Below are 23,113 nucleotides of genomic sequence, written 5' to 3'. Positions count from 1 at the left end.
TAGCTATCTTGTCACTGTGACGATTGTACAAGTCAGGGGGAGCGGTGTTAGCCGCTCATCCTGTTTTCCCGGCAATACCGAGAATGAAGTCTAATCAGATTCTGTCTTTAGGCCATCAGTAGATTGGCCAATCGGCAGCGTCTACAGAATCGATACTTCCGTCATGGTTATTTCCTCCCCACTTTCGGATAAACACACCGTTAGGGTCAAAAATTTCTTTTTGTTTAACTAAGTTGAAATGGCGGTTTTCTTTAGGATCAGCTCCGACGCCAGCAAGATACTGCCAATTGCCCCAGTTTGATGCTGTATCGTAGTCAATTAAATGCTCCTCAAAAAATGCGGCACCGTAACGCCAATCTAAACTTAATTCATTAATTAAACAGCTTGCGACTATCTGCCTACCCCTGTTAGACATATACCCAGTCTGGCGCAGTTGATTCATCAAGGCATTTACAAGCGGGTAGGGAGTATTCCCTTCACTCCAGCGGCGGAAACGCTCAGGATAGTAAGCCGTATGAGGATTTTTCTTTTTGATGCCAGAAAAACTGTAGAGCTTAGCGCCGTGATAATGGGCATACCACTGGAAGTATTCACGCCATAACAGCTCAAATTTGATCCATTGAGTAGAATCGTTGCATTCGACATCTTTTTCATACTTGCTTAGATGCTTGATGAGCATATTGGTAGATAAGCAGCCCAAGGCTAACCAAGGTGAAAACTTGGTGGAATTCTCCCATCCATCGAGTTCGTTACGTGTTTGTTTATAGCGGCTTGGAGCCTCAGAGGAGAAATATTTTTCAAGGTGCTTTAACGCAGCTCTCTCACCACCTTCATAATCGGCTAATAGCTTTGGGTTGATCATAGAGCTGATCACATCAAAGGCTTTCAACCTGCCTGGCGGTGGGGGAAGTTTCGCAATGGTTGTTAACGGTGAACGAATGTCTAAATCTTCAACTTGTTTACGAAATTTGCTAAATGTCTCGGGGAGTGATTCATTTATATCAAAAGGCAATTCAGTTCTGTCAAATAGCGTATGGGTCGAAATTTGGCGGAACGTGATATACGGATACCTACCTTTGAGCGTGTGCCAATTGCGTTTTTCGTAAACCCCAGCATTTTCGCTGGTGTAAATCATCGAGACATTGTACTGGCTAATGAGCTCGGGTAGTACATTGAGGGGATGTTCAAGTAGGACATGTAGGCTCTGTCCCCTTTCGCTCAGCCGTCCAGCAAGGTTATTAAGCGACTGTAATAAAAACTGCTTTCGGTAAATGCCATGTTTGTCAATATGGTAGGGGTAGCGATTGACATTGTCGACGGGTAAGCAATACACGCAAATGAGGTGATCCGCCTCTTGTGTTGCCAATGCTAGCGCGGGGTTATCATGTAGCCTTAAATCATTTTGAAACAGAAACAAACCTGTTGCCATTGAAGATCCCTCTAAACTAAGGTGCTAGCTTAACTATAGGCGTAAAATCACATCTATTGATTTTTTAACATGAAATAATCAGGTTATATTTATCTAGGAAATGAAGGGAATTACAAAAAAGCAATAAATATAAGAAATAAAGTGCAGGTTTTAATTGACAGAAGTGTTATTAAATATAGGGGTGAAGAGGGGTTAATTATCGGTATAGCCGATATATTAAGCAACATAATCAATACTAAAATGTTTACAAAAATATATTTAGGTGATTTCTATAGAACTAATTTGATTATAAATATCTATTATTATGATAACTAATACTCTGTGTTGCCTAGATTAATATACAATCTAGAGAATATTAACGTTTTATTGTATATTTAATACTACATTATTATAGAGATTCTTGCTGGAAATATATTGTTACTTTTTGCAATAATCTTGATTTGGGAACAGAGTCACAAAAACCAATTTTATCAAGTGCATAATTTATTTATGGTCTGACTGGCATAAAAGGATGAAGCTATGATACCAGCAATAAAGCTCTACACAAAAAATAAAGAGATAAGAGAGGCAATTAACCAGCTAATATTCTATCTCCCACAAGACTATAATGGTCAAGTTTATGACTCACTTTATGAAATGCATCAATCAGAATCCATAGAAGAAAGTGAAAATATATATATTGTTGATTATAAAAGTTTAACGGAAGTTGAAAAATATATTTTTCACATTCAGGGTGATAAAAGATCCTGGCTTTTAGTCAACATCGATGATGCAAAGGCTACAGACACGATCCTATGGATAGATAAAGGGTTCGTTGGTGTCCTTTCAATACTTGAGCTGATAAACAATTTTGCTACTGTAATCAATGCTATAAAGCATGGACAAATGTGTTTTCCTAAGAGTCATACACGATTGGTTATACAGTTTTATCAAGAAAAATACATAAATAAAAATAGGAAAATTAATGATTTATTTTCAGCATCACAGCTTACAACAAAAGAACAGGATATATGCCGCTTGGTGTTGAGTGGCTTAAACAACAAGCAGATAGCCTCAGAGAAAAACATCAGTATCCACACGGTAAAAAGCCATGTCCACAATATATTGACCAAGCTGTCAGTCAGCTCGCGATCAGAATTGTTGGGGTTGATTATCAACGACTATAAAGAAAATGAATATGCCAACTAGTCTCTTTTAGCAGCCTGTATTGGGCTGCTTTACCCAATCTTATCCTATTGCGCCATTCTATATTCCCGAATTCAACACATTCCGTATCTTTCTGATGTCCGGTATATCCAATATCGGCAGTTTTTCTATTAACATAAATTCCGTGGCGGTTTTTTGCTTTCATCCTGAAATCAATCAAAAAATAGGAAAAAAATAAAATACTCAGTCTTAATGGCGATGTTTTTATTGACACGGTGGCTTACTCTAATAATGCACAACGCAATGCAGTACTCATTAGGACATAAAGGATATCTATTATGAAAAAGTCAATTATTGCATTATCAGTAATCGCATTAGTTTGTAGTATGGGTGCATCTGCCGATCGTGGCGGTCCTGGTTCTGGCGGTGGTACAAGCAACGAAAAGTGGAATAAATTCTACGAAGTAGATACAAAGTTCACGGAGGACTTTGAGGTTGAGCTTCTTGGCTATATCCCACAAAAATGTGATGCGAGTTTTAAAGCTGAACGACAGTTAAAATACCACAACGATGCAACTTATGTTGATTTGAAAGAGCTTAATGCACAGAAAGTAGGTAAACTTAGTGTAAACTGTAATTTGCCGAAAACGACCGTTAGTGTAAGGCCTAAATATCATATTCCTGTATTCATAAACCCTAATTCTTTTGATACAACAGGATACGAATTGAGTTTTGATAGGAATAGTGGTTTTGGTAACTCTGTAAACAAGACCGAATACCGAAACTGGGACTTCAGCAAAGATGTATGGATTAAATTAAATGAAACGCCAAAAGTCCATGGTATTTATAAATCAGCATTAGTTATCGATGTCGAATCTAAATTCTGGTAATTGGTCACCATTGAGGTAGGCAGCGCCTACCTCAATGATATTACAGGGGGGTGCTATGCGATTACTTAAAGCGGTTATATTGTTATTTTTTCTTACGCCTGCATACGGTTATCAAGTTCAGCCCATGCTCCAGGAGCTCGATGTAGCAGGAAGAGGAAGCTATGGGGATTATTTGGTCTTTAATCATAATAATAACGAGGTAACGCTTGAGATTTCTATTTTTCAAATATCATTCAATGATGAATATGAAGAAGTATTGATACCTGCTGATGATGATTTTTTGATTCTACCTCCGCAAACAGTGATTCAGCCACAAGCAAGCCAGACGTTCAGGTTGCGGTATATACCCAATGAAAATCTAACCACAAGCACTGCATATAGAGTGGTTTTTGATCAGGTCCCGCTTGATGTTGATGAGGATGATCAGAGCCTTGTCCAGTTTATGATGCGATTTTCGACAATAGTAATTGTTAATGTACCCACGACAGAACCATTGCCCGTTGTTTTCAACCAGATCAAACAAGGCCGCCCAGAAATAACCATAAAAAATACGGGTAATGGTGTATTAGATCTCACAGAGTGGACATTTAATTTTACTATAAACGGTGAAAATAAAGTGTATAGGTGGTTAGATATGGAGTCCACACTCAATCAGCGTTATCTTATGCCAGGTGCCGCTTTGATTGTTGAACAATTTGCGATGGAAGAAATAAATAATGAATCAATAGATAAAATATATTTGAACTCATTAATGACAAAATAGGTGTTATTATGAGGAATCGTAAGGTCAATTTATACAATGCCTTGATATTAATTATCTTTATTCTTTTTAGCCGTAACTTGTATGCGGCATTATCACCTTGTGAAGAAATGGCATTTGAGATGCCTCTGCCATTGCTATACTACCAACGTGAACTTGGTGATGTGTTAGCGAAGACAGATGGTCATCAAGTCTGTTCGGTAAATAAAAATAACTTATTATACTTCATTTCGCCTATTCTTAATGACGAAGCATTGAAATGGACACATTCTTACGATAAGCAATACATATCTATACCTGAGCTTAAACAGCAAGGTATTCTCATTGATTTTATAGCTGAATCTTTTTCACTTTCTGTTCGTCTCGACGATGGTAAAGACCGTGTACAAAACCTAAATAGCGAGCTTGGTTTTGTTGGCATGCCACCAACCGCCAGTGGGCCATTTTCCGCCATTTCGAGTTTCAGTGTAGAATATGATTATAGCGATGCTTCAGACTCCTCTGATACCGCGGTATTTCAATGGCTGGGAGGTTTTAACTGGGGAGGGCACCAGGGTGTCAATTTGATGACGAATGCATCATTTGGCTATTTATATGATGATGATAGCCAGCGTAATGAATGGCAGGGCTTAAGAGGCCCGATGGTTTTGTACCATGACCGCTATCAACAACCTGCCAGATACTCACTTGGTGACGTATCTAGCCCATCAGCAGGCCATTTACCTAATTATGAGTTAGGCGGTTTCTCTATTTATCGAAATTTCTCCGATCTCCAACCGGATAGAAACATTCAAAACACCGGAAGCCAGTTCTTTCAGCTTAGTGAGAGTGCGGAAGTGGAGTTTTATGTCAATGGTATCTATGTCACACGATACAGGTTGGAGCCAGGCCGGTACAATGTTGACAATTTGCCGCTTTCATCAGGAAACAATGATGTCAGGCTTGAAATCAATTACTTATCAGGGAGGACTGATACCCTCTATTTCTCCCGTTACTATAATGCGACGTTGCTTAAAGCGGGTTTAAGTGATTTTGGTTTTTCTATAGGTTCTATTTCTGAATATGATTACCGAGATATCACTTATTCTGATGAATATATGCTTTCTGGTTACTATGACTATGGTTTATCCGATAACTTAACCGCTGGATTTAATGGTTTGGTTTCAGACAATGGCGGTTTAATGGGGTTATCGGCAGTGACCGGTAATTTCTTAGGTAACTTTGCGCTGAGGTTAACCTATGGTCACTATCGAGAGCATGAATATAGCCATGGTTATATTGGTTCTATCGACTATGAGCAATCAGTGCTCGGCAGTGGGGTTAGCAGTGGCGCAAACTTTCGACTTGGCTATGAGTATCAAGAAAAATTTTCATCTACGCCCTGGGAAATTGGCGGGCAAGATGATGGTTATACCTACTATTTGGACTATACAGCTTATCCTAGTGATGCGATCGATTTTTCAGTCGGTGCTCGTGTAAGTAACTATGATGAATCGGCACAATATGATACCTATTATTTTCTGACAAATTATTATTTCCGGAAAAACCAAAATACCTTTAGGGTTGGATTGCGTGGCGAGTACAATTCTGATTCGTTTTTGGATAATGATGAATACTCAATCCATTTAAATTTGAGCTGGGATTGGACTTCTAATAACCAGCGTTACTCTTCTTCAGTAAGATACGATACGGACGATAACCGAGTTGCTGCAGATTTTTCTCGCTCCAGTGATTTTGGTATAGGCGGGCTGGGGTATCGCCTTTCAGCCGAAAGTAACGATGATTATGACCGCCAAAGCGGTAATATTTATTATGTTGCCAACCGATGGCGAGGCAATGCAAATGTTTCAAGGTACGGCTCTCAATCTTCCGAAGATGAAATAGCCGCTTCGATGTATCTGTCGACCACCTTAGGTTATACGGAAGGACGTTTTGGTGTCGGGAGTGAACCTGTCGGTCCATTTACAGTTGTATCGACACATCAATCTTTGGACGGGTTGGACGTTGAGATCAATGGTTATTACGGGGAAAATCCGAATGCAATCGCAACTCATCAGTTACCCGCTATCGTTGGTTTGAATCGAGCTTTTACCACTAACCAAGTCAGTGTCGACATTCCCGATGCCCCGCCAGGGTTAGATTATGGTAACTCGAGGTATACTATCGTTCCTGGTAGCTTGACCGGGCACCTAACCCATATAGGCACTGATGCGGTTTACACAGTTATTGGGCGCTTGTTGGATCAGTTAAGCAATCCGGTCGCGTTAAAGAGTTTCAATATCGTCGGTGAAAATGCTATGTACTCGACCTTTACTAATCGCAACGGGCGCTTTGTGGTCGAGGGAATGATACCTGGCAATTATATGATTCATCAATCCACGGATCCTTCAGTAAGAGCCCTGTTGATTCTGGTAGAGGCGGATGATCCCCTGGTTTTTTTAGAGCCGATTACGCTGTCTGAACCGGAAAAGGTGCAATTCGAAGCAACTGGAGCAAATCCTGATGTGAAGGCAGAAATCTCCGTGGATGAAGCCCGTACAACCGGCAAGATTAGAACGGTTAACACGGGTGATACTATCTGGAAATATGCTTACGATGAGATAAAGCGGGTTAAGAGATTGAATGGAATTCAGTTCTCAACCGGTGAGAAGTATCGTCTGACGATATCATTCAGTGATTTTGTGATCAGCGTGAATAAACTTGTCAACGGCAATATTATTCACCCGGGGCAAAGTATTTTTGTCCCAGATATGGAAAGCTTCATTACCGACTATGATAAAGCGATGCGATTGTCATTCTAACAATATGTTTCCAACATAAAGCTATTATGGGGAAAAGATATGAAAAGATGGTATTGGGTAATAATATTTATATTACCGCTATTATCACAGGCTAATGATGATTGTACCGGGAATTGGACGGTGAGGTTCATTGATGAGCAATCTGATGTTAGGCCAAATTTTGGTGAGTCAGCATGGATAAAGGCTTATGTTGAGGTAGGCTCTTCACTTCGTCAGTGTGCCAGTTCAGTTGTTATTTCAGCTAAGTCTGAACCACAGTTTTGGCTAAAAGGACCCCAGGGGCGTATTGCTTTACAGTTCTTTGATAAGCAGAGCGTTCCTCTAACATTGGTTGACAGTCGCAGTGTTAGGCTAAATTTAGAACAAAGCAAGCTGACTTACTTCTGGTTGAAAATTCCGCAGGGAACATTTCTGTCCGCTGGACAATATAGCACGAGCGTCGATGTCCAACTTATTTCCAGTACACACCACAGGCCAATATCGACACAAACAAAGAATATTCATTACTACGTAAAACCGTTCGCCAGTATGAAACTTGATAGTTCACGTTATTCATGGATGCGAAGTACTGGTTCATATCATCAGGTGATGTTAGGGCATTTAAAAAACGGCTTAAAAAGGCAATTTGACTTTCAAGTGTTAAGCAATACCAATGTGACAATGAAAGTTGAACCTGAATACGGCGAATTAAAGCATGTCGACGCCCAAGGCTCCATTCCTTATTACTTGTTAGTTAATCGCCAGCGGGTAAAGGCCTCCAAGCACCCTGTCAGCTTTGAGTTGGGAAGAATGTCGGCTCGTACGCCCAGTGTGATCCCGTTCGGAATCGAGGTGGGAAGTACCCGAAATGCCATTGCGGGTAATTACAGGGAGGTGCTCAAAGTATCTGTAATTGCCCGGCCTTGATTGAAGCACCGGCGAGCGGTAGATAACAAGTGGGCAGTTTGCCCACTTGGCTGTTAGTAATGATGATTACGCTTCGCCACCAAGGTGAACTTGTAGTCTGACGATTTGAAGTAGTTGCGGCTGTACTCGAAAACCGTGCCATCGACCAAGTAGCCTCGGGTGACTTTTTCGATGATAGGCTGATCGGCCGGAATACCTAGCTGGTTTACGACCTCTTGCGGTGGCAGTACTGGAATGATTTCCTGCTCGCTGCGGTCGATAACCATTTTCTTGGTCCCCTCGATGAACTCGTACTTCGAGCCCTGCATCACTTCATAGGTGAGATCGGGGAATAGCGAAAGGGGCATCCAGGTCTCTTCAAGAGTCACTGGGTTCTCGTCAATAAAGCGGACACGCTTGACGTAAAAGATCCGGTCTTCTTCAGTGATCTGTAATGCCTCAGCAATCGCAGGGGAAGGGGTCGTGATTTCAAATGCAAGGATCTCACTGTGGGTTTTGACATCAAGGTGGCTCAGCTTTTCATAAAAGCTCGAGTACTCGTACATGTCGTAGTTGACCTTGTTCTCTTTCACATAGGTCCCACTGCCTTGGATGCTTTCCAGCACATTTTGCTCTACGAGTAGTTTTAAGGCTTGGCGAACCGTAACCCGGCTCACGGAGAAGGCTTCTCGTAGTTGTGCTTCAGTCGGCAAAGCCTCACCCGGCTTGTATTCACCGGATTGGATCTTCTCCTTTATTGCGTCAGCGATCTGACGATACATAGGAAGGCGTGCCACATCGTTCTCCTCTGGAAGGCAAATCTGTTAATTACCGCTTATAGTTAGGGCTTCAAGCTTGCCCTATACATTTATAGTTAGCTAATGCCTGTATTTTACCTGTATTTATCGCGTCATTCAAAGTTGTCATATACAAGCTGAACCCAGATTTAATACAACAATAATACCTATTTATAAGGTTGTGTGAATGAGATCACAGAACGTATCGCTGGAATACGTATTATATTTGTATTAATACAACTAAGGGCGAACCACGCCCGCCTGGATGACGGTACAGAGGACGACGATGAAACTGACCACCCTTACCAATAAGTCGCTGATTTCAATCCAAACGACATTTGAAAGTCGTGAAGCAGCGATTCATGCTCTGGCAGACAAACTGGATCAACAAGGCAAATTGCATGATAAGCAAGCTTACCTTGATGCAGTCTTTGCCCGTGAAGAGCAAGGCCCTACAGCGCTGGGTGAAGGCCTAGCTGTCCCACACGGCAAGACTGACGCGGTTAAAGAAGCCGGTTTTGCAGTTGCGACTCTAAAACAAGATCTTAAGTGGAAAGGCATTGACGAGGACGAAGATGAAGATGTAAACCTTGTCTTCCTAATTGCCATTCCAAATGCTGAAGCCGGCTCAACCCACATGCATTTGTTGACCGAGCTAACCACGACACTGGTTGATGATGATGTCCGTGAAGCGGTACTTAACGCACAAAGTGCAGAAGAGTTGATGACTCTGCTTGATGGTGCTGGTGAGCAAGAAGAACAAGACAACCTTAATACAAATGAAAACAACCCAACGATTGTTTGTGTTACTGCTTGTCCTGCAGGTATTGCCCACACTTATATGGCGGCGGAATACCTTGAGAAAGCCGGTAAGAAAATGGGCATTAATGTCCATGTCGAGAAACAGGGTGCCAACGGTATTGAAGGCCGTTTGACAGCAGAGCAGCTAAACAAAGCTGATGCTGTTGTCTTTGCAGCTGAAGTGGCCATTAAAGAAATCGAGCGCTTCAATGGTATCCCGCGTGTTGAAACGCCCGTTGCCGAGCCGATTCGCCATGCTGAGCGTATCTTGAATGATGCGATGGAAGCGGCAAAGAAGGGTACAGGCGAAGAGCGCGTTGCAGCCACCGAAGACAAACCGAAGAAAGTCCCATTCAAGACTGAGCTTAAGCAAGCATTGCTAAGCGGTATTTCTTTTGCAGTTCCTCTTATTGTTGCAGGTGGTACGGTTCTCGCGGTTGCGGTTTTGATTGCGCAGATATTTGATCTGCAAGATCTATATGCAACAGACGGTTCATGGCTAAACATGTACCGAAAACTGGGTGGCGGCCTGCTTGGCACCCTGATGGTACCTGTTCTTGCAGCTTACACCGCATACTCCCTCGCTGATAAGCCGGCATTGGGCCCAGGTTTCGCAGCAGGTCTTGCTGCAAACATGATTGGCTCTGGTTTCCTTGGTGGTGTTGTCGGTGGTTTGATTGCCGGTTACGTGATGCGCTGGGTGAAAGAAAACGTTCGTCTTAGCCCTGCGTTTAACGGCTTCCTGACCTTCTACCTCTACCCAGTGATTGGTACGTTGGTTGTTGGTAGTTTGATGCTGTTTGTTATTGGCAAGCCGGTAGCCATGTTGAACCAAGGTTTGACTGATTGGCTAAACGGCCTAAATGGTTCGAACGCACTGCTGCTTGGCGCAATCATTGGTATCTTCGTTTCATTCGACTTAGGTGGCCCGGTAAACAAAGCGGCATATGCATTCTGCCTGGGCGCGATGGCTAACGGCGTATACGGCCCATACGCTATCTTCGGCTCGGTGAAGATGGTATCTGCCTTTACTGTAACGGCGTCTACCATGATGGCACCACGCCTATTCAAAGATTTCGAAATCGAAACGGGTAAGTCGACTTGGCTACTTGGCCTAGCGGGTATCACTGAAGGTGCGATCCCAATGGCGATTGAAGACCCAATCCGTGTTATCGGCTCATTCCTTGCGGGCTCAATGGTAACAGGTGCCATCGTAGGTGCAGCGGGTATTGGTCTATCGACGCCGGGTGCAGGTATCTTCTCAATGTTCCTACTTCACGATGCGGGTATTGGTAGCTTCATGGCGGCTGGTATCTGGTTGGGTGCTGCGCTAATTGGTGCTGCTATCTCTACTGTGATGCTAGTGAGCTGGAGGGCACATGCGACAAAAAAGGGCACATTTAAAGTGGCCGCTGACGCTTAATCCTGCATCTCAAGACTAAAACGAATCACGTCACATTATTTATGTCGGAAACGACAACACCCTAAATCATCGGGTGCAGGGAGTCCTGCGCCCGACATTAAAGAAAGATTATCAGGTACATTATTATGGCTACTTCTCGCGTTCATATTACTCCTCACATGCACTGGGATCGTGAATGGTATTTCACTACAGAAGAATCGCGAATTCTGCTAGTTAACAACATGGAAGAAATCCTGACTCGCCTAGAGTCAGATCCTGAATACAAATTCTATGTACTTGATGGCCAGACAGCGGTTCTGGAAGATTACTTCGCCATCATGCCTGAAAACGAAGAGCGCGTACGTAAACAAGTACAAGCGGGCAAACTCATTATCGGTCCATGGTACTCACAAACAGACACCATGCAGGTTGCGGGTGAGTCTATTGTTCGTAACATGATGTATGGCATCCGTGACTGCATGAACTTTGGCGAAGCCATGAAAATTGGTTACCTGCCAGACTCTTTCTCCATGAGCTCACAGCTGCCAATGATCTACAACGGCTTTGGTATTGACCGCGCGATGTTCTGGCGTGGTTGTTCTGAGCGTCACGGTACCAACAAAACTGAATTTGTTTGGCAGAGTAATGACGGCAGTGAAGTGACAGCACAGGTGCTTCCGCTGGGTTACGCAATCGGTAAATACCTGCCACAAGACGAAGAAGGTCTACGTGCCCGTCTAGATAAATACTTCCCAGTATTGGAGAAACCATCGGTAACCAAAGATATCCTGCTGCCTAACGGCCACGATCAGATGCCGATCCAAAAAGATATCTTCGAGGTGATGGACAAGCTACATGAAATCTATCCTAACCGCGAATTCAAGATGAGTCGCTTTGAGGAAGTGTTCGAGCGTATCGAAGAAGTGCGTGAACAGCTTGATACGGTGAAAGGCGAATTCAACGACGGTAAATACATGCGTGTTCACCGTACGATTTCTTCTACCCGTATGGATATCAAATTGATCCACGCGGAAGTAGAAAACAAGATTGTAAACATCCTAGAGCCGTTGGCATCGATTGCTTGGACGCTGGGCTTTGATTACCACCACGGCCTGATTGAGAAAATGTGGAAAGAGAGCATGAAGAACCATGCCCACGACTCAATCGGCTGCTGCTGCTCGGATAAAGTCCATGCCGAGATCCTAAACCGCTACATCCTTGCCGATGACATGGCGACAAACCTGATCAACTTCTACAAGCGTAAGATTGTGGACCACATGCCAGCCCGTGAAGGATGCGACAAGCTAGCGATGTTCAACCTGTCGCCATATGACCGTGAAGAAGTGATCAACACTACCATCACGATCCGCGCGCAAGAGTTCAAGATCTTCGATGAGCACGGCCATGAAGTCGAGTACTACATCCAAGATCAGCGCGTGATTGACCCAGGTAAGATTGACCGCCAGATCGTTCACTACGGAAACTACGACCCGTTCGTAGAATACGATATCCAAATCAAGCACATCGTACCGGCAATGGGCTTTACTACGCTTCACATCGAAGGTAATACCAAAGGCAAGGTGAAAGTTGCCGAGCAGAAAGATTACCTGATGGAGAATGAGTTCTACCGTATCAATGTCAATGACAACGGTACGCTAACCATCTTCGACAAAGAAACAGAGCAGACTTTCGATCAAGTACTTCGTCTAGAAGATGGTTCTGATGACGGTGACGAGTACGACTACTCACCATCTCGTAAAGAGTGGCTGCTGTACTCTGATGAGTTCAAGGTTGAAACCAACATCAAACATGAAGGTTTCCAGTCAGTTGCCAGCATCAAGCTACGTATGGATGTACCTGACAACCTGCAAGCCCGTGAAGAGCGTACTAACCAAGATGGTTATGTGGATGTTGATTGCCAAGTGGTACTAAAAGCCGGCTCTCGTCGCATTGAAGTACGTATGGAACTGGACAACCAAGCTGACGATCACCGTGTGCGTGTATTGGTACCAACCCCGTTCGTGTCTGAAACGGTAGTCGCTGACAACCAATTTGGTTTGATCACCCGTCCGGTTAACGACCCAGAAATGGCAAACTGGGAAAAAGACGGTTGGAAAGAAGCGCCAGTACCTGTTTACCAGCTGATGAACTTTGCTGCGCTGGAAAGTGGTCAAGCAGGTATGGCTATCATGAGCAACGGCCTGCGTGAGTTCGAAGTTATTTCTTCTAAAGGCAACGAAGAAAAAGATACCTTCGCGTTAACGCTGCTTCGCGGTGTAGGTGTACTGGGTAAAGAAGAGCTTCTGCTTCGCCCTGGTCGTCCTTCGGGTATCAAGATCCCAACTCCTGATTCACAGGTGCGCGGTAAGATCGTTTGTAACTTTACCCTGAGTGGCTTTGCGGGTAACCACATTGAAGCTAACGTTATGGCAATGGCGCGTGACAATGTGACGCCTATCCAGTGCTACAACAAGATCCCATACAATGCGATGAAACTGAATGTGGGTGAACAAAACCAGCCGCTGACTTTCTCGCTACTAGATAAAGGTACGCAAGGTGCAGTGCTGAGCGTACTGAAGAAAGCGGAAGATGAAAATGCGCTCATCGTACGTGTTTACAACCCGTCTGAGACAGAGACCATTACCGATGGGATCCGCTTTAGCCGTCCTATCACTGAGTGGGTAGAAACCCGTATGGATGAAGTAGTGATGGAAGAGCAAGGCTACGAAGCCGGTCAGTTCGGCGAACTACGTCCTTGCCAGGCTAAGACGTTCCGAGTCCGTTTCTAATTCAGCCTATTATCCGGATAACGATGATATGTATAAGCTAGGTAATGTGATTCAAAACTATGCGTGGGGCAGTAAAACCGCGATGGCGGCCCTGTTTGGCATCAGCAACCCAGATGACCAACCACAGGCAGAACTGTGGATGGGAGCCCACCCTAATGGCTGTTCGCGCATTGTTTGTGATGGTGAAAGCCAGCTGCTTTCAGATGTAATTGAGCAGTCACCTGAAACAGTCTTGGGCCGTTACACCCATGATAAATTTGGTGAGCTGCCCTACTTGGTAAAAGTCCTGTCAGCCGCTAAGCCACTGTCTATTCAGGTGCATCCGAAGAAATCTGCCGCCGAAGAAGGATACCATCGAGAGAACCTTGCCGGTATTCCTCTCAATGCCGCCGAACGTAACTATAAAGATCCAAACCATAAACCAGAGATGGTTTACGCCCTGACCAACTACAAGGCAATGAACGGCTTCCGCGTGATTAACGAGATGGTGGAGCTATTCGAGCAAGCTAATTGCCCAACGTTGGCAGAAGATGTGCAGGCGCTGAAAGCCAGCCCAACGCCGATTCAGCTGGCGGCGTTTTTCCGTGAGGTGATTTCCCTAACGGGCGAGAAGAAGCAGTTTGCGATTGCAGAGCTAATGGAAAATATCGACTCGAAAGGGCTGTCGCCGGATGCTAAATCTGTGTTCGAGTTGATAGCAGGCTTTGTTAGTGAGTACCCAAGTGATGTCGGTTTGTTTGCGCCATTGATGCTCAATGTTATTGAGCTAGAAGCGGGCGAGGCGATGTATCTTGATGCAGAAACACCGCATGCCTACCTAGAAGGCACGGGTATTGAAGTCATGGCAAGCTCGGATAACGTGCTTCGTGCTGGCTTGACGCCAAAGTTCATGGACGTTGAAGAGCTGCTGAAAAATACCCGGTTTGAGCCAATCCCAGCCCAGCACCTAAGGCTGAAAGGGCAGATGAAAGACAACAAGATCAGCTACAACGTACCGGTGGATGATTTCAAAGTGGAAGTCATCACCTTGACCGAAAGCTCGCAGACAGAATATGTCCGCAGTGCTGAAATCATCATGTGCCTGCAGGGTAAGCTATCGCTGGAAAGCGAAGGCAAAGATATTAATCTGGTTGCAGGAGAATCTGCGTTTATCCCTTACAGCAGCCGCCAGTACAGCTATAAGGGCATGGGCAAAGCGGTTAGGACGTTTAACTAGCTTTTTCGTTTGTGCTTTGAATAGAGCAAACGCCACCTCTTTCGGTGGCGTTTGTTTTTGCTTCTGTTTTTGTTTTGATGATTAGGTTATTGAATGGATGCTATCGCTTCACCATTAGCTGGTACTTCGATAACCACGTAGCTTAGCTTAACGCCATTGACCTCTTGCATTTGAGCCGTCACTGCCGTTCCGTTAACCGTAATACTGTCATGCTCACCGTAGAAGCGTGCTTCCCACTCAAGAGGCTGTTCCGACGTATTGGTCAAGCTTGTTTTCGTTAGCCCGTCATGGCGAATGGCCAGTTCGTGAGCACCCATAAGCAGGTAATCAACTTCCAGCCACTCAACGTCTTGCGGTAGGTGGGAGGCAGTAACCACGCGGTTTTCAGGTGCATTGGGCTCAATCCCCATCAGGCCTTCAATGGTGTTAGAAATGAAGGTGAAGGAAATTTCAGGGTAATCGCCATTGGTGCCTTGGGTCGGGCGTTCATGAGGCAGATCTTTCTTGTTGATGATGTAGTTCATCCATTTCCAGGCTTCTTCATTTTGGTTATATGGGAAGTAGGTTTCTGGAATATAGGTATAGGCCTCGATATTGTGTGGCGCTTCAGGGGTTGAGCCAATGCCTTCACCCAGGTTAGCTGAAATGAAGTCGAGGTATTTGTTGTTGCGCTCACCCGGTTCAGTAATGAGTTTCATCGGCATAAACCAGCTGTTTTCCTTACCGAAATCGTTCAGACGCAGGCCATCCTTCTGGATGATATTGACGTAATTATCCATTGGGTTAGCCGGATCTTTAATGCTCCATTCTTCGTTGAAGAAGCGTTTGAGCTCGATGGCTTTTTCTTGCCATTCGTCAGCAAGGACATCTTCGCCACGGGCACGGAGCATTTCAGCATATGCGACTGTCGCTTGGTATTGCGAGCCTATTCCGTCACCCGCTTCGATGGGGAACTCACCACGCTCGTTATAGGTGGCTGAACCTTCAAAGATCCCGCCATAGCCTTCTGCGATCCCATTTGGCTCTTGGTCATCATGAAGCGCGATATAGTCAGTCAGTACCTTGGTGTAGAACTGCCAAAGATCAGGATCGTAGATATAGCGATCATCACCAGTCCAGCGGTATTGCTCGTAGGCTTTCTCGACAAATTCGAATTGGGCTGGAACTTCACGAACAAAATAGTCGTCGTGGTGGTAATCGATAGTGTGCGGCGTACCATCGAAGTTGATCGCCCACAAGGTATACCACTTGCGCGGCTCGGTAGAGTGGCGGGCAAAGGTCTGGAACATAGATAGATTCTCTGCACCTAAACCGGCTAGCCAGCCACCGCTTGCTTGGTGAAGAAAATCTCTTGAATAGAAGGCGGTACGGTCGAAATACCCTGCCCAGTAAGAGGGGATATAGTCAGCGGTGCCGCTACCGTCGTTGTTGTTTTCGTCCCGGTTAACGAGGCCGCTTTGCCCGGTCATGACAAACTGCTTGGTCTTATCAATGGCCCAATTGAAGGAATCTTCCAGTGCTGCGTTAGATGAAGCGATAGTGACTTCTTTCTCACTTTCAATCGCGGTGACTGTCCACTTTTCTGCTTTGCCTTTTTCATTGATCACATGCACAGAAACTGGTTTGGTGAAGTCAACAATATCACCTTGCCGTATGCTGGTTTGGCTCTCAGGCGAAGCCAGTAAGTTGCTGATAGTGAGCTGGCTAAGATCCGTGGCAAAAGGGACGGTAAATTCGATCCGCTGTGTGTTGCGGTTGATTGTGGTGGTGCCAGATTGTTCCGTCACGTTAAACTGAACAATCTGGTTGAATTGCGGATGTTTGCCTTTCTTCGACTTGGTCAGTGAAACGTTATCAATGCTGACTGCACTTTTATCTGATCCCGAGAAAAATACCGATAGGATCTCACCTTGTTCTAGGGCGATATTTTTGATTTTGTTCAGAGAGTATTGTTTATTAGCCCCAACCTGTTTTGATAGCAGCACCTCTCCGTCCAAGTTCTTTAAGCCAAACTGACCGCCTTGCTTGTCGTTCTTGATGAAAGCTGACAAATCATAATAAGCCGTTTCTGGAACGGTAATGACTTGGCTGATGTGGTGATCGGCACCAATCGCTATACGGCCACGGTAGTTGCCTTCGTAAGCGCCATCACTGCGAATATTTGAAAACCAATAACTCCAGCCCAAGCCTTTATCTTCAAAGCCTGGGTTATGAATTACATTGCCTTCGCTGGCGTTTGCAACACCGCTTAAAAGGATACCTGAGAGTGCTACTGCCAAAGATGTAGGTTTCATATTGACCTCATGTCTTGTTGTTGTTTTGTTCACGTTGGCAGGTATCTTGGCATGTAGGTTTAGCTAAAATCGTCACGATTAATCACACAGGTATCCCGTTTTCTAAGATCGTGTGAAGGGGTTAACACATCGTCTATGCTGCGTGTTTGTATGACAGCGGGGGGCAGATTTAATATGTTGTAAATTTCTTATTGTTGACGAAGGAGAAAATCAATTTGTGCGATAGCAAGGATTCCAGCAGCCAGTTGTTGTGTTCGATTATGAGTTAAAATACACTCATTGAATTAACGTCACGTACTTTGAAATATGATATTTATCGAAAGTTTGTGAAATTGCTAGGAATAGGGCATTACTGAGATGAGCTTGAAGCAAAAAAAAATATTGATTGCAGATGATTCGAGGCTGGTGGCTGATTCTATTAGCTTGACGCTAAAACTGTTGGGTTTCGATAGTGACAATATATCTTTTGCGACTAAGCCCGCTCAAGTAATGAGCCTATGCAAAATGCAGACGTTTGACATTGTTTTGATGGACTATAACTTCAATGTCAATGTTAACGGTCACCAGCTGTATAATGAACTGAAGCATTTCGAGTTGCTGCCTGCGACCACGATATTTATTTATATTACCGGTGAGAACAGCGCCAAAATTGTCAAGAGTATCCTTGATTCTGGACCTGATGGCTTTGTTTTAAAGCCATTCAACCCGCCTACACTGAAACGGCGTCTGCAAGCAATCATTCGATGCAAAGAGTCGTTGATGGCGATTTATCAAAGTTTAGAAAACCTCGAATATCAAAGTGTCATCGATGAATGTGATAAACTTGAGCCCTTATTTCCCGAATATAGTTTGACGATCAAACGTATGAAAGCCGATGCAATGGTTACTTTAGAGAAGTACACTGAGGCAAAGGAAGTTTATCAAAACCTGCTTGCAGGCCACAACGCTGATTGGGTTAAGGTAAGTTTAGCTAACGTCATGATACTCAATGGCGAAATTGCTGCGGCGAAACTGGTTTTAGGGGACGTTGAGGATAAGGATACCAATCACCTATACCATGATGAAATGTCGAATGTAAACCTTGAAGAAGAGGATATCCCTAAGGCTATCTATCATTTGAAAACGTCTTCGATGTTGCTTGATTCAAGCCTGGATAGAGATCTGGTAATTGCCAACTTGTCTGTCGCGTACAAGGCATATGATGATGCTTTTAAATATATTCAATATTATATGGAAAAAAATATTGGTACTTATAGGGATAATGATTCAAATCGTCTGATCTACATTTATTACTTCTTGCTTAAGTGTGTTTTTTCCACAAAAACGTTCAATATTAAGAATGCATTAAGTACGATTTATAAAGACTTAAATAAAATTCAATCAAACAAAGAACTGTCTTTTCAATGCAGTAATATTTATGCGATCATCAATTTGTTACAAGGAGATCATGCAACTTCCTATCGATATCTTAATGAAATGTTAAGTGTGGATGGAATACCCAAGAATTTGACGTTCTATGATTATTTCTTTTATATGTTTACTTTAGAGAAGCTATCACGTTACTCTGAGCTAAATAAGGCTATTTTAAGTTCGCGTGATGCTATTGAGACAAAGAAGGGGAGTAGTGTTGTTCGCAGCCAAATATATATGCAGAGTAGTTTGGAAAAAGTCTATATAGAACGGTTTAAGCGGGTCAATTTGATGAAGAGAAGAATCGAACAGCGCCATAAGAGCAAGCATGAATTTAGTGAAATACTTGAAGATTTACTGGTGCTTCATGATATCCTGCCGTATTCCGACCGAGTTTGCCTGGCCGTGGTTAAGTTCCTGGCCAATAATGTTGGCCAATACCATGGCCGCTATGATATAGGGGCAAAAGTGAGTGCATGCCATTCAACCCTATCGGTAATGTCTGAGCCAAAGCTGCATAAGCAATATTGCGACCTTGGGCTTTATGCTGTAGCGAGTAAGAATGTCGCCACTATTGCAGCGATGGGTAATTAGGTTAATAACGATAAGGTGATGCCAGCCAATTCTCATTAACAATAGCAACCATGAAAAATGGCACAACAAATGGAGTGGCTCTGTTTATGAAAAGCCCTTTATGTGTTGTGCATTGCTAGCCATTCTTGGGCTGCCTGCAACTCATCTTTAAGCTCGGCAATAAATAGTTCGCAATCAACAAATGCTGTTTGGGAGGCTTCTGACGCAGTATGTTCAATAGACTTGGCTTGCACCGAAAGTTCAGCTAATCCCAGGCTCCCAATCCCCCCTTTAATGCGGTGTGCTATGTTTCTCAACAATCGGTAGTTTTGATCAGACACGGCTTGCTTCAGCATTTCGAGCTCCGAGCTAATGGTATCGATAAAAACTTCGCACATTGCTATAGCGTCGGGTTGAGCATATTGATTGAGCCAATAACGCTGATCTGGTTTCGAACTATTATTATTTGATGGGTTTGGTGAGCCTTCAAGCGGGAGATTCTCGGATAATAGCTGTTTTAAATCAACAAGCGAGTATGGCTTAAACAATACTTGAGTAAGCCCTACGTCATTCAATTCTGTATTAATGTGTTGAGAGTCCTCGGCGGTACAAACAATGATTGGCATCTCAAACTCCAGTTCTCGTAGTGCCTTTGTAAGTTGTAAACCATCGAGATCAGGCATATGGTAATCGGTAATCAACAGGTCGAATTCTTCCTCTGATTGGGTCAGCATATTAAATGCAAGCAATCCATTTTCTACGATATCAACATCTAAACCAAACTCATTGAGTTGTTTCTGTAATAGGGTCGCATTGATCGGGTTATCTTCAGCGACCAAGACCTTGCCCACGAATTGCTGCGAAATATCCACCGAGCCAAGCATTGGACTTTCATCACAGATATCTTCCAGTGCATTGAATAATAAGTCAGGGAAAAAGGGGTGCCCCATAATAGAAATGCTATTTCCTGATATTACTCGGTAATCCTCCTGGTGCGTATTGATACAGATTTGATAGGCATCCGTATTGGGCTGCGGGGTATCTTGACTGATCACAACATGGGTCTTACTTGGTTGCTCATTATATCGACTATGCTTGATATTGGACTCAGTCCACTTTGAAAGCCAATCATTAACAGCAGGATCTAGCCCGACAGCTTCAATTTCAAGGTGCTCAAATTGAGGTTTTGAATACTGTGCAGAAGTGACAGGCAGCTTTACTGAGACCGCCGTACCTGAACCGGTAGCGCTGAGTAAATCGACGCTTCCTCCCATCAATGACGTGAGCTCTTGGACGATAGAAAGGCCTAATCCGGTGCCGCCATACTTACGTGTAATACTTCCATCAGCCTGAACAAAAGGAGAGAAAACAGATTTTTTCTGCTCTTCGGTCATACCTACTCCGGTGTCAGATATGTTGATCACCAGCTCTTTGGGCTCAATGTCAACATCTATAGTGATACTACCGTGGTGAGTAAACTTAATAGCATTTGACAGCAAGTTGTTGACGATTTGCTCTACCCTAAAAAAATCTGTGGTAACCGACCCAATCCTGCTGGCAGGCCAATTGATGATCAGCTTGAGCCCTTTCTTTTTTGCAACCACGTAGTGACGTCTGAAGCATTCACATAAGGCTGGCAAAATGACGGTTTCTTCGGGAGAAATGACCACTTGGTTAGATTCAAGCTTTGAAAAGTCTAAAATATCATTGACCAAAGTATTGAGGCTATGTGCTGATGATTCTATTTGGGTTAGCAGGAACTGTATTTCTTTATCTTTGTTCCTGTTGCCAATCAACTCTAGCAAACCGATCATTCCGGCAATGGGCGTTCTTAATTCGTGGCTCATGGTGGCCAAGAACATCTGCCGAGCCTCAACGGCTAACTGGGCTTTTTTATTCGCTTCTATTAACAGCTGCTGATTACGTTTTTCATCTGTAATATCTGATGCTATGGTCAGCACGCCATATTTGTTACTGCCAATTGCAATCCGTAGTCTTGAGTAGCTGTATTGTCGAGGAGCAATGAAGGAACAGCCACTTTTTACTGTGCCATGGGCGGATTGCCCTGAAGTCAGAACATTGTAAATTTCTTCCCAGTTTTCAATCCAATTTATTCCGTTATTGCTATCGGATAATACGCATTTAGAGCATTGCTTGCTTAAATGCATTGGACAGTTAGTCAATAATAACTCTTTTTTTGAAGTGTGTATCCAAATTTTTGCTGGAATTGACTTAATGACCGATTGCAAAAATAATCGATTCTTTTCTATAATGTCGAGACGTTTCTTTTTTGTTTCAACTTTTATGGTTAATTTCTTAGTGGCTGTGAAATAAATCAATATTAAAGATACAATAATTAAGCCTAGTGTGACAGACACAATAAGGAAGTTCTTTTTATCCACGCCGTAATTAATATTGAAGCTGAAATGTTTGTTCCTTATGGTGTTTATATCTTCTTTGTCTAATGTAGCAAAGGTGGCATTGAGGAAATCGGCCAGTATTTGATCTTTCACTAGCATTTTTGCCTGATAAATTCTGTCTTCGTTTAGTAGGACTTTATAATCAGAAAATAGGCTTGAGCTAATAATCTCACTTAAAATATCTTCTCGGATATATGCTTTATCTATTATTCCGTATTTTAAAGATTTAAGTACTCGCTCAATGTCATTATAAACAATAGTACTTTCACCAAATACTTTATTTTTAACATTTTGGTTGAAGCTTAACCCGGCGAATAGCACTCCACTGACATCATTTTTATCAATATCCATAACCTTATTTATAACAATAGCTCTATATTTTATATCCATGTACGGATTAGTTTCTATGTAGCTGTCTGGAATGTCTTTTATTGCAATGGTTAGAGGCAGTATATCAATACTGCTCAGTTCAAGGCTTTTTGATGGGATTGAATTAGAAAAGTGTATCCCAGTTTTCGAATGTATTAGGTTGAAAAGATCAGGGATGTATCCCATGTGTTCTCCTTCTTCACTAATGAAAGAGAATGGAAAAGCATTATCACTAATTGAGTACTCAAAACTGTCAGTATCAGAATACGTGTTTTTTAGGGACAAAAGGGAGTTTTCAACCTGAATGTATTCATTGAATGCATTATTATGTTTGGTATATTCCGATTTATAGCCGTCGGTCTGGTATTCCAATATAGCCTTGTTGATAAGTGAGTTTGCTTCGGTTTTGTTCTTACTTGAAATTAACCTTATCTGTTCGTTGTTAGCCCAAGCAGGGAATAATATATTACCTTCAAACCCCGTTTCTTGGATAAATTGTGCAATAGATAAGTAGCTGGATAATAAAATATCAGCTTTCCCTTCTGTAACAGTTGAAAACAATTCACTGAAACGGTCGACTTCAACGATATCAATGACACCCAACTGTTTTAACTCATAGCAAAAAAATGACTGTTTCACACAGGCCCAGCGGTAGTTGTACACACTGGCATTGCTTGAAATATCAACGGCTGGTGACCATGCTGCAGTTTTACTGGCAACGAGGGGAAGGGTGAAGTTAAAGTAACTTTCTCTGCCAGAATGTTTACTGAACCCGAGTCCAAGGTCTACTTGTTCTTTTTCAACCGCGGAGAGTAATTTCTCAATCGTGTCGAAATCGATGTATTTTATCGTGTGATCATCTGATTTTACAATTTCGCCAAGCTTAGACTTGTAGACATGCGTCATCAACGAAGAGTAGTTATCACTGCCTTCTAGTGTGCCAACTGTTATTTCTCTATTTGGCGCAGAGTATGCTGATATAGAGAGAAGTGCTGTGAATATCATTGTTGAAAAAAGGAAATAATTTTTAAAAAAACAACTACTCACTGCCTAAAACATCCATGTTATGTTTGAAACGCTAGTGTACTATAAAACACAATTTTCACTAGGGCTTTGTTAGCTAGCGGGCAA

Annotated in this window: 13 protein-coding genes; 9 read left to right on the top strand and 4 right to left on the bottom strand. The window is 43.1% G+C overall.

The window, feature by feature from the left end:
• Positions 1–115: 115 nt before the first annotated feature.
• Positions 116–1,429 (bottom strand): DASH family cryptochrome, encoded by a 1,314-nt coding sequence (locus tag R2X38_RS15460; RefSeq protein ID WP_317523206.1) that lies wholly within the window; start codon positions 1,427–1,429, stop codon positions 116–118.
• Positions 1,430–1,948: 519 nt separating this feature from the next.
• Between R2X38_RS15460 and R2X38_RS15455 the strand changes: the two genes are divergently transcribed.
• The 5 genes from R2X38_RS15455 to R2X38_RS15435 all read left to right on the top strand — a co-directional run bounded on the left by R2X38_RS15455 (position 1,949) and on the right by R2X38_RS15435 (position 7,932).
• Positions 1,949–2,617, top strand: a complete 669-nt coding sequence (locus R2X38_RS15455; RefSeq protein ID WP_317523205.1) for a response regulator transcription factor — start codon at positions 1,949–1,951, stop codon at positions 2,615–2,617.
• Positions 2,618–2,913: 296 nt separating this feature from the next.
• Entirely contained in the window at positions 2,914–3,465 is a 552-nt protein-coding gene (locus tag R2X38_RS15450) for a hypothetical protein (RefSeq protein ID WP_317523204.1), read from the top strand.
• Between the two features lie 55 nt (positions 3,466–3,520).
• Entirely contained in the window at positions 3,521–4,228 is a 708-nt protein-coding gene (locus R2X38_RS15445; RefSeq protein WP_317523203.1) for a fimbria/pilus periplasmic chaperone, read from the top strand.
• Between the two features lie 8 nt (positions 4,229–4,236).
• Positions 4,237–7,026: a hypothetical protein gene (locus tag R2X38_RS15440; protein ID WP_317523201.1), complete on the top strand. Its 2,790-nt coding sequence runs from the start codon at positions 4,237–4,239 to the stop codon at positions 7,024–7,026.
• A gap of 39 nt (positions 7,027–7,065) precedes the next feature.
• Positions 7,066–7,932 carry a hypothetical protein gene (locus R2X38_RS15435; RefSeq protein ID WP_317523199.1) on the top strand — a complete coding sequence of 289 codons (867 nt, stop codon included), beginning with the start codon at positions 7,066–7,068 and terminating at the stop codon, positions 7,930–7,932.
• Positions 7,933–7,985: 53 nt separating this feature from the next.
• On the opposite strand, the gene R2X38_RS15430 is transcribed toward R2X38_RS15435, so the two are convergent.
• Positions 7,986–8,708: a GntR family transcriptional regulator gene (locus R2X38_RS15430; protein WP_317523197.1), complete on the bottom strand. Its 723-nt coding sequence runs from the start codon at positions 8,706–8,708 to the stop codon at positions 7,986–7,988.
• 286 nt (positions 8,709–8,994) lie between these two features.
• Here R2X38_RS15430 and mngA point away from each other — a divergent pair, with 286 nt between their 5' ends.
• The 3 genes from mngA to manA all read left to right on the top strand — a co-directional run bounded on the left by mngA (position 8,995) and on the right by manA (position 14,916).
• Positions 8,995–10,932, top strand: coding sequence for a PTS 2-O-a-mannosyl-D-glycerate transporter subunit IIABC (gene mngA / locus R2X38_RS15425; protein WP_317523196.1), 1,938 nt, complete (start codon positions 8,995–8,997; stop codon positions 10,930–10,932).
• A 125-nt stretch (positions 10,933–11,057) separates the two neighbouring features.
• On the top strand, positions 11,058–13,700 hold the full coding sequence (mngB, locus tag R2X38_RS15420; protein WP_317523194.1) for a mannosylglycerate hydrolase: 2,643 nt from the start codon (positions 11,058–11,060) through the stop codon (positions 13,698–13,700).
• Positions 13,701–13,728: 28 nt separating this feature from the next.
• On the top strand, positions 13,729–14,916 hold the full coding sequence (gene manA / locus R2X38_RS15415; protein WP_317523192.1) for a mannose-6-phosphate isomerase, class I: 1,188 nt from the start codon (positions 13,729–13,731) through the stop codon (positions 14,914–14,916).
• A gap of 86 nt (positions 14,917–15,002) precedes the next feature.
• Here the strand turns inward: manA and R2X38_RS15410 are convergent, their stop codons facing one another.
• Positions 15,003–17,210 carry a hypothetical protein gene (locus R2X38_RS15410; protein ID WP_317523191.1) on the bottom strand — a complete coding sequence of 736 codons (2,208 nt, stop codon included), beginning with the start codon at positions 17,208–17,210 and terminating at the stop codon, positions 15,003–15,005.
• Positions 17,211–17,567: 357 nt separating this feature from the next.
• Here R2X38_RS15410 and R2X38_RS15405 point away from each other — a divergent pair, with 357 nt between their 5' ends.
• Positions 17,568–19,214 (top strand): response regulator, encoded by a 1,647-nt coding sequence (locus R2X38_RS15405; RefSeq protein ID WP_317523190.1) that lies wholly within the window; start codon positions 17,568–17,570, stop codon positions 19,212–19,214.
• A 98-nt stretch (positions 19,215–19,312) separates the two neighbouring features.
• On the opposite strand, the gene R2X38_RS15400 is transcribed toward R2X38_RS15405, so the two are convergent.
• A complete protein-coding gene (locus R2X38_RS15400) occupies positions 19,313–23,029 on the bottom strand; it encodes an ATP-binding protein (protein ID WP_317523189.1) in 3,717 nt (1,238 codons plus the stop codon).
• Between the last annotated feature and the right edge of the window lie 84 nt (positions 23,030–23,113).

The organism is Photobacterium rosenbergii (assembly GCF_033022775.1).
Taxonomy (GTDB): domain Bacteria; phylum Pseudomonadota; class Gammaproteobacteria; order Enterobacterales; family Vibrionaceae; genus Photobacterium; species Photobacterium rosenbergii_A.
Note: the sequence above shows the minus strand (reverse complement) of the source record. Positions and strands in the feature narration are given on the sequence as shown.

Excerpts from the sequence above, each read along its gene's own strand:
- mngB (WP_317523194.1), top strand. The coding sequence starts at position 11,058 with ATGGCTACTTCTCGCGTTCATATTACTCCTCACATGCACTGGGATCGT.
- R2X38_RS15455 (WP_317523205.1), top strand. The coding sequence starts at position 1,949 with ATGATACCAGCAATAAAGCTCTACACAAAAAATAAAGAGATAAGAGAG.
- manA (WP_317523192.1), top strand. The coding sequence starts at position 13,729 with ATGTATAAGCTAGGTAATGTGATTCAAAACTATGCGTGGGGCAGTAAA.
- R2X38_RS15460 (WP_317523206.1), bottom strand. The coding sequence starts at position 1,429 with ATGGCAACAGGTTTGTTTCTGTTTCAAAATGATTTAAGGCTACATGAT.
- R2X38_RS15450 (WP_317523204.1), top strand. The coding sequence starts at position 2,914 with ATGAAAAAGTCAATTATTGCATTATCAGTAATCGCATTAGTTTGTAGT.
- R2X38_RS15435 (WP_317523199.1), top strand. The coding sequence starts at position 7,066 with ATGAAAAGATGGTATTGGGTAATAATATTTATATTACCGCTATTATCA.
- R2X38_RS15410 (WP_317523191.1), bottom strand. The coding sequence starts at position 17,210 with ATGAAACCTACATCTTTGGCAGTAGCACTCTCAGGTATCCTTTTAAGC.
- R2X38_RS15405 (WP_317523190.1), top strand. The coding sequence starts at position 17,568 with ATGAGCTTGAAGCAAAAAAAAATATTGATTGCAGATGATTCGAGGCTG.
- mngA (WP_317523196.1), top strand. The coding sequence starts at position 8,995 with ATGAAACTGACCACCCTTACCAATAAGTCGCTGATTTCAATCCAAACG.
- R2X38_RS15445 (WP_317523203.1), top strand. The coding sequence starts at position 3,521 with ATGCGATTACTTAAAGCGGTTATATTGTTATTTTTTCTTACGCCTGCA.
- R2X38_RS15440 (WP_317523201.1), top strand. The coding sequence starts at position 4,237 with ATGAGGAATCGTAAGGTCAATTTATACAATGCCTTGATATTAATTATC.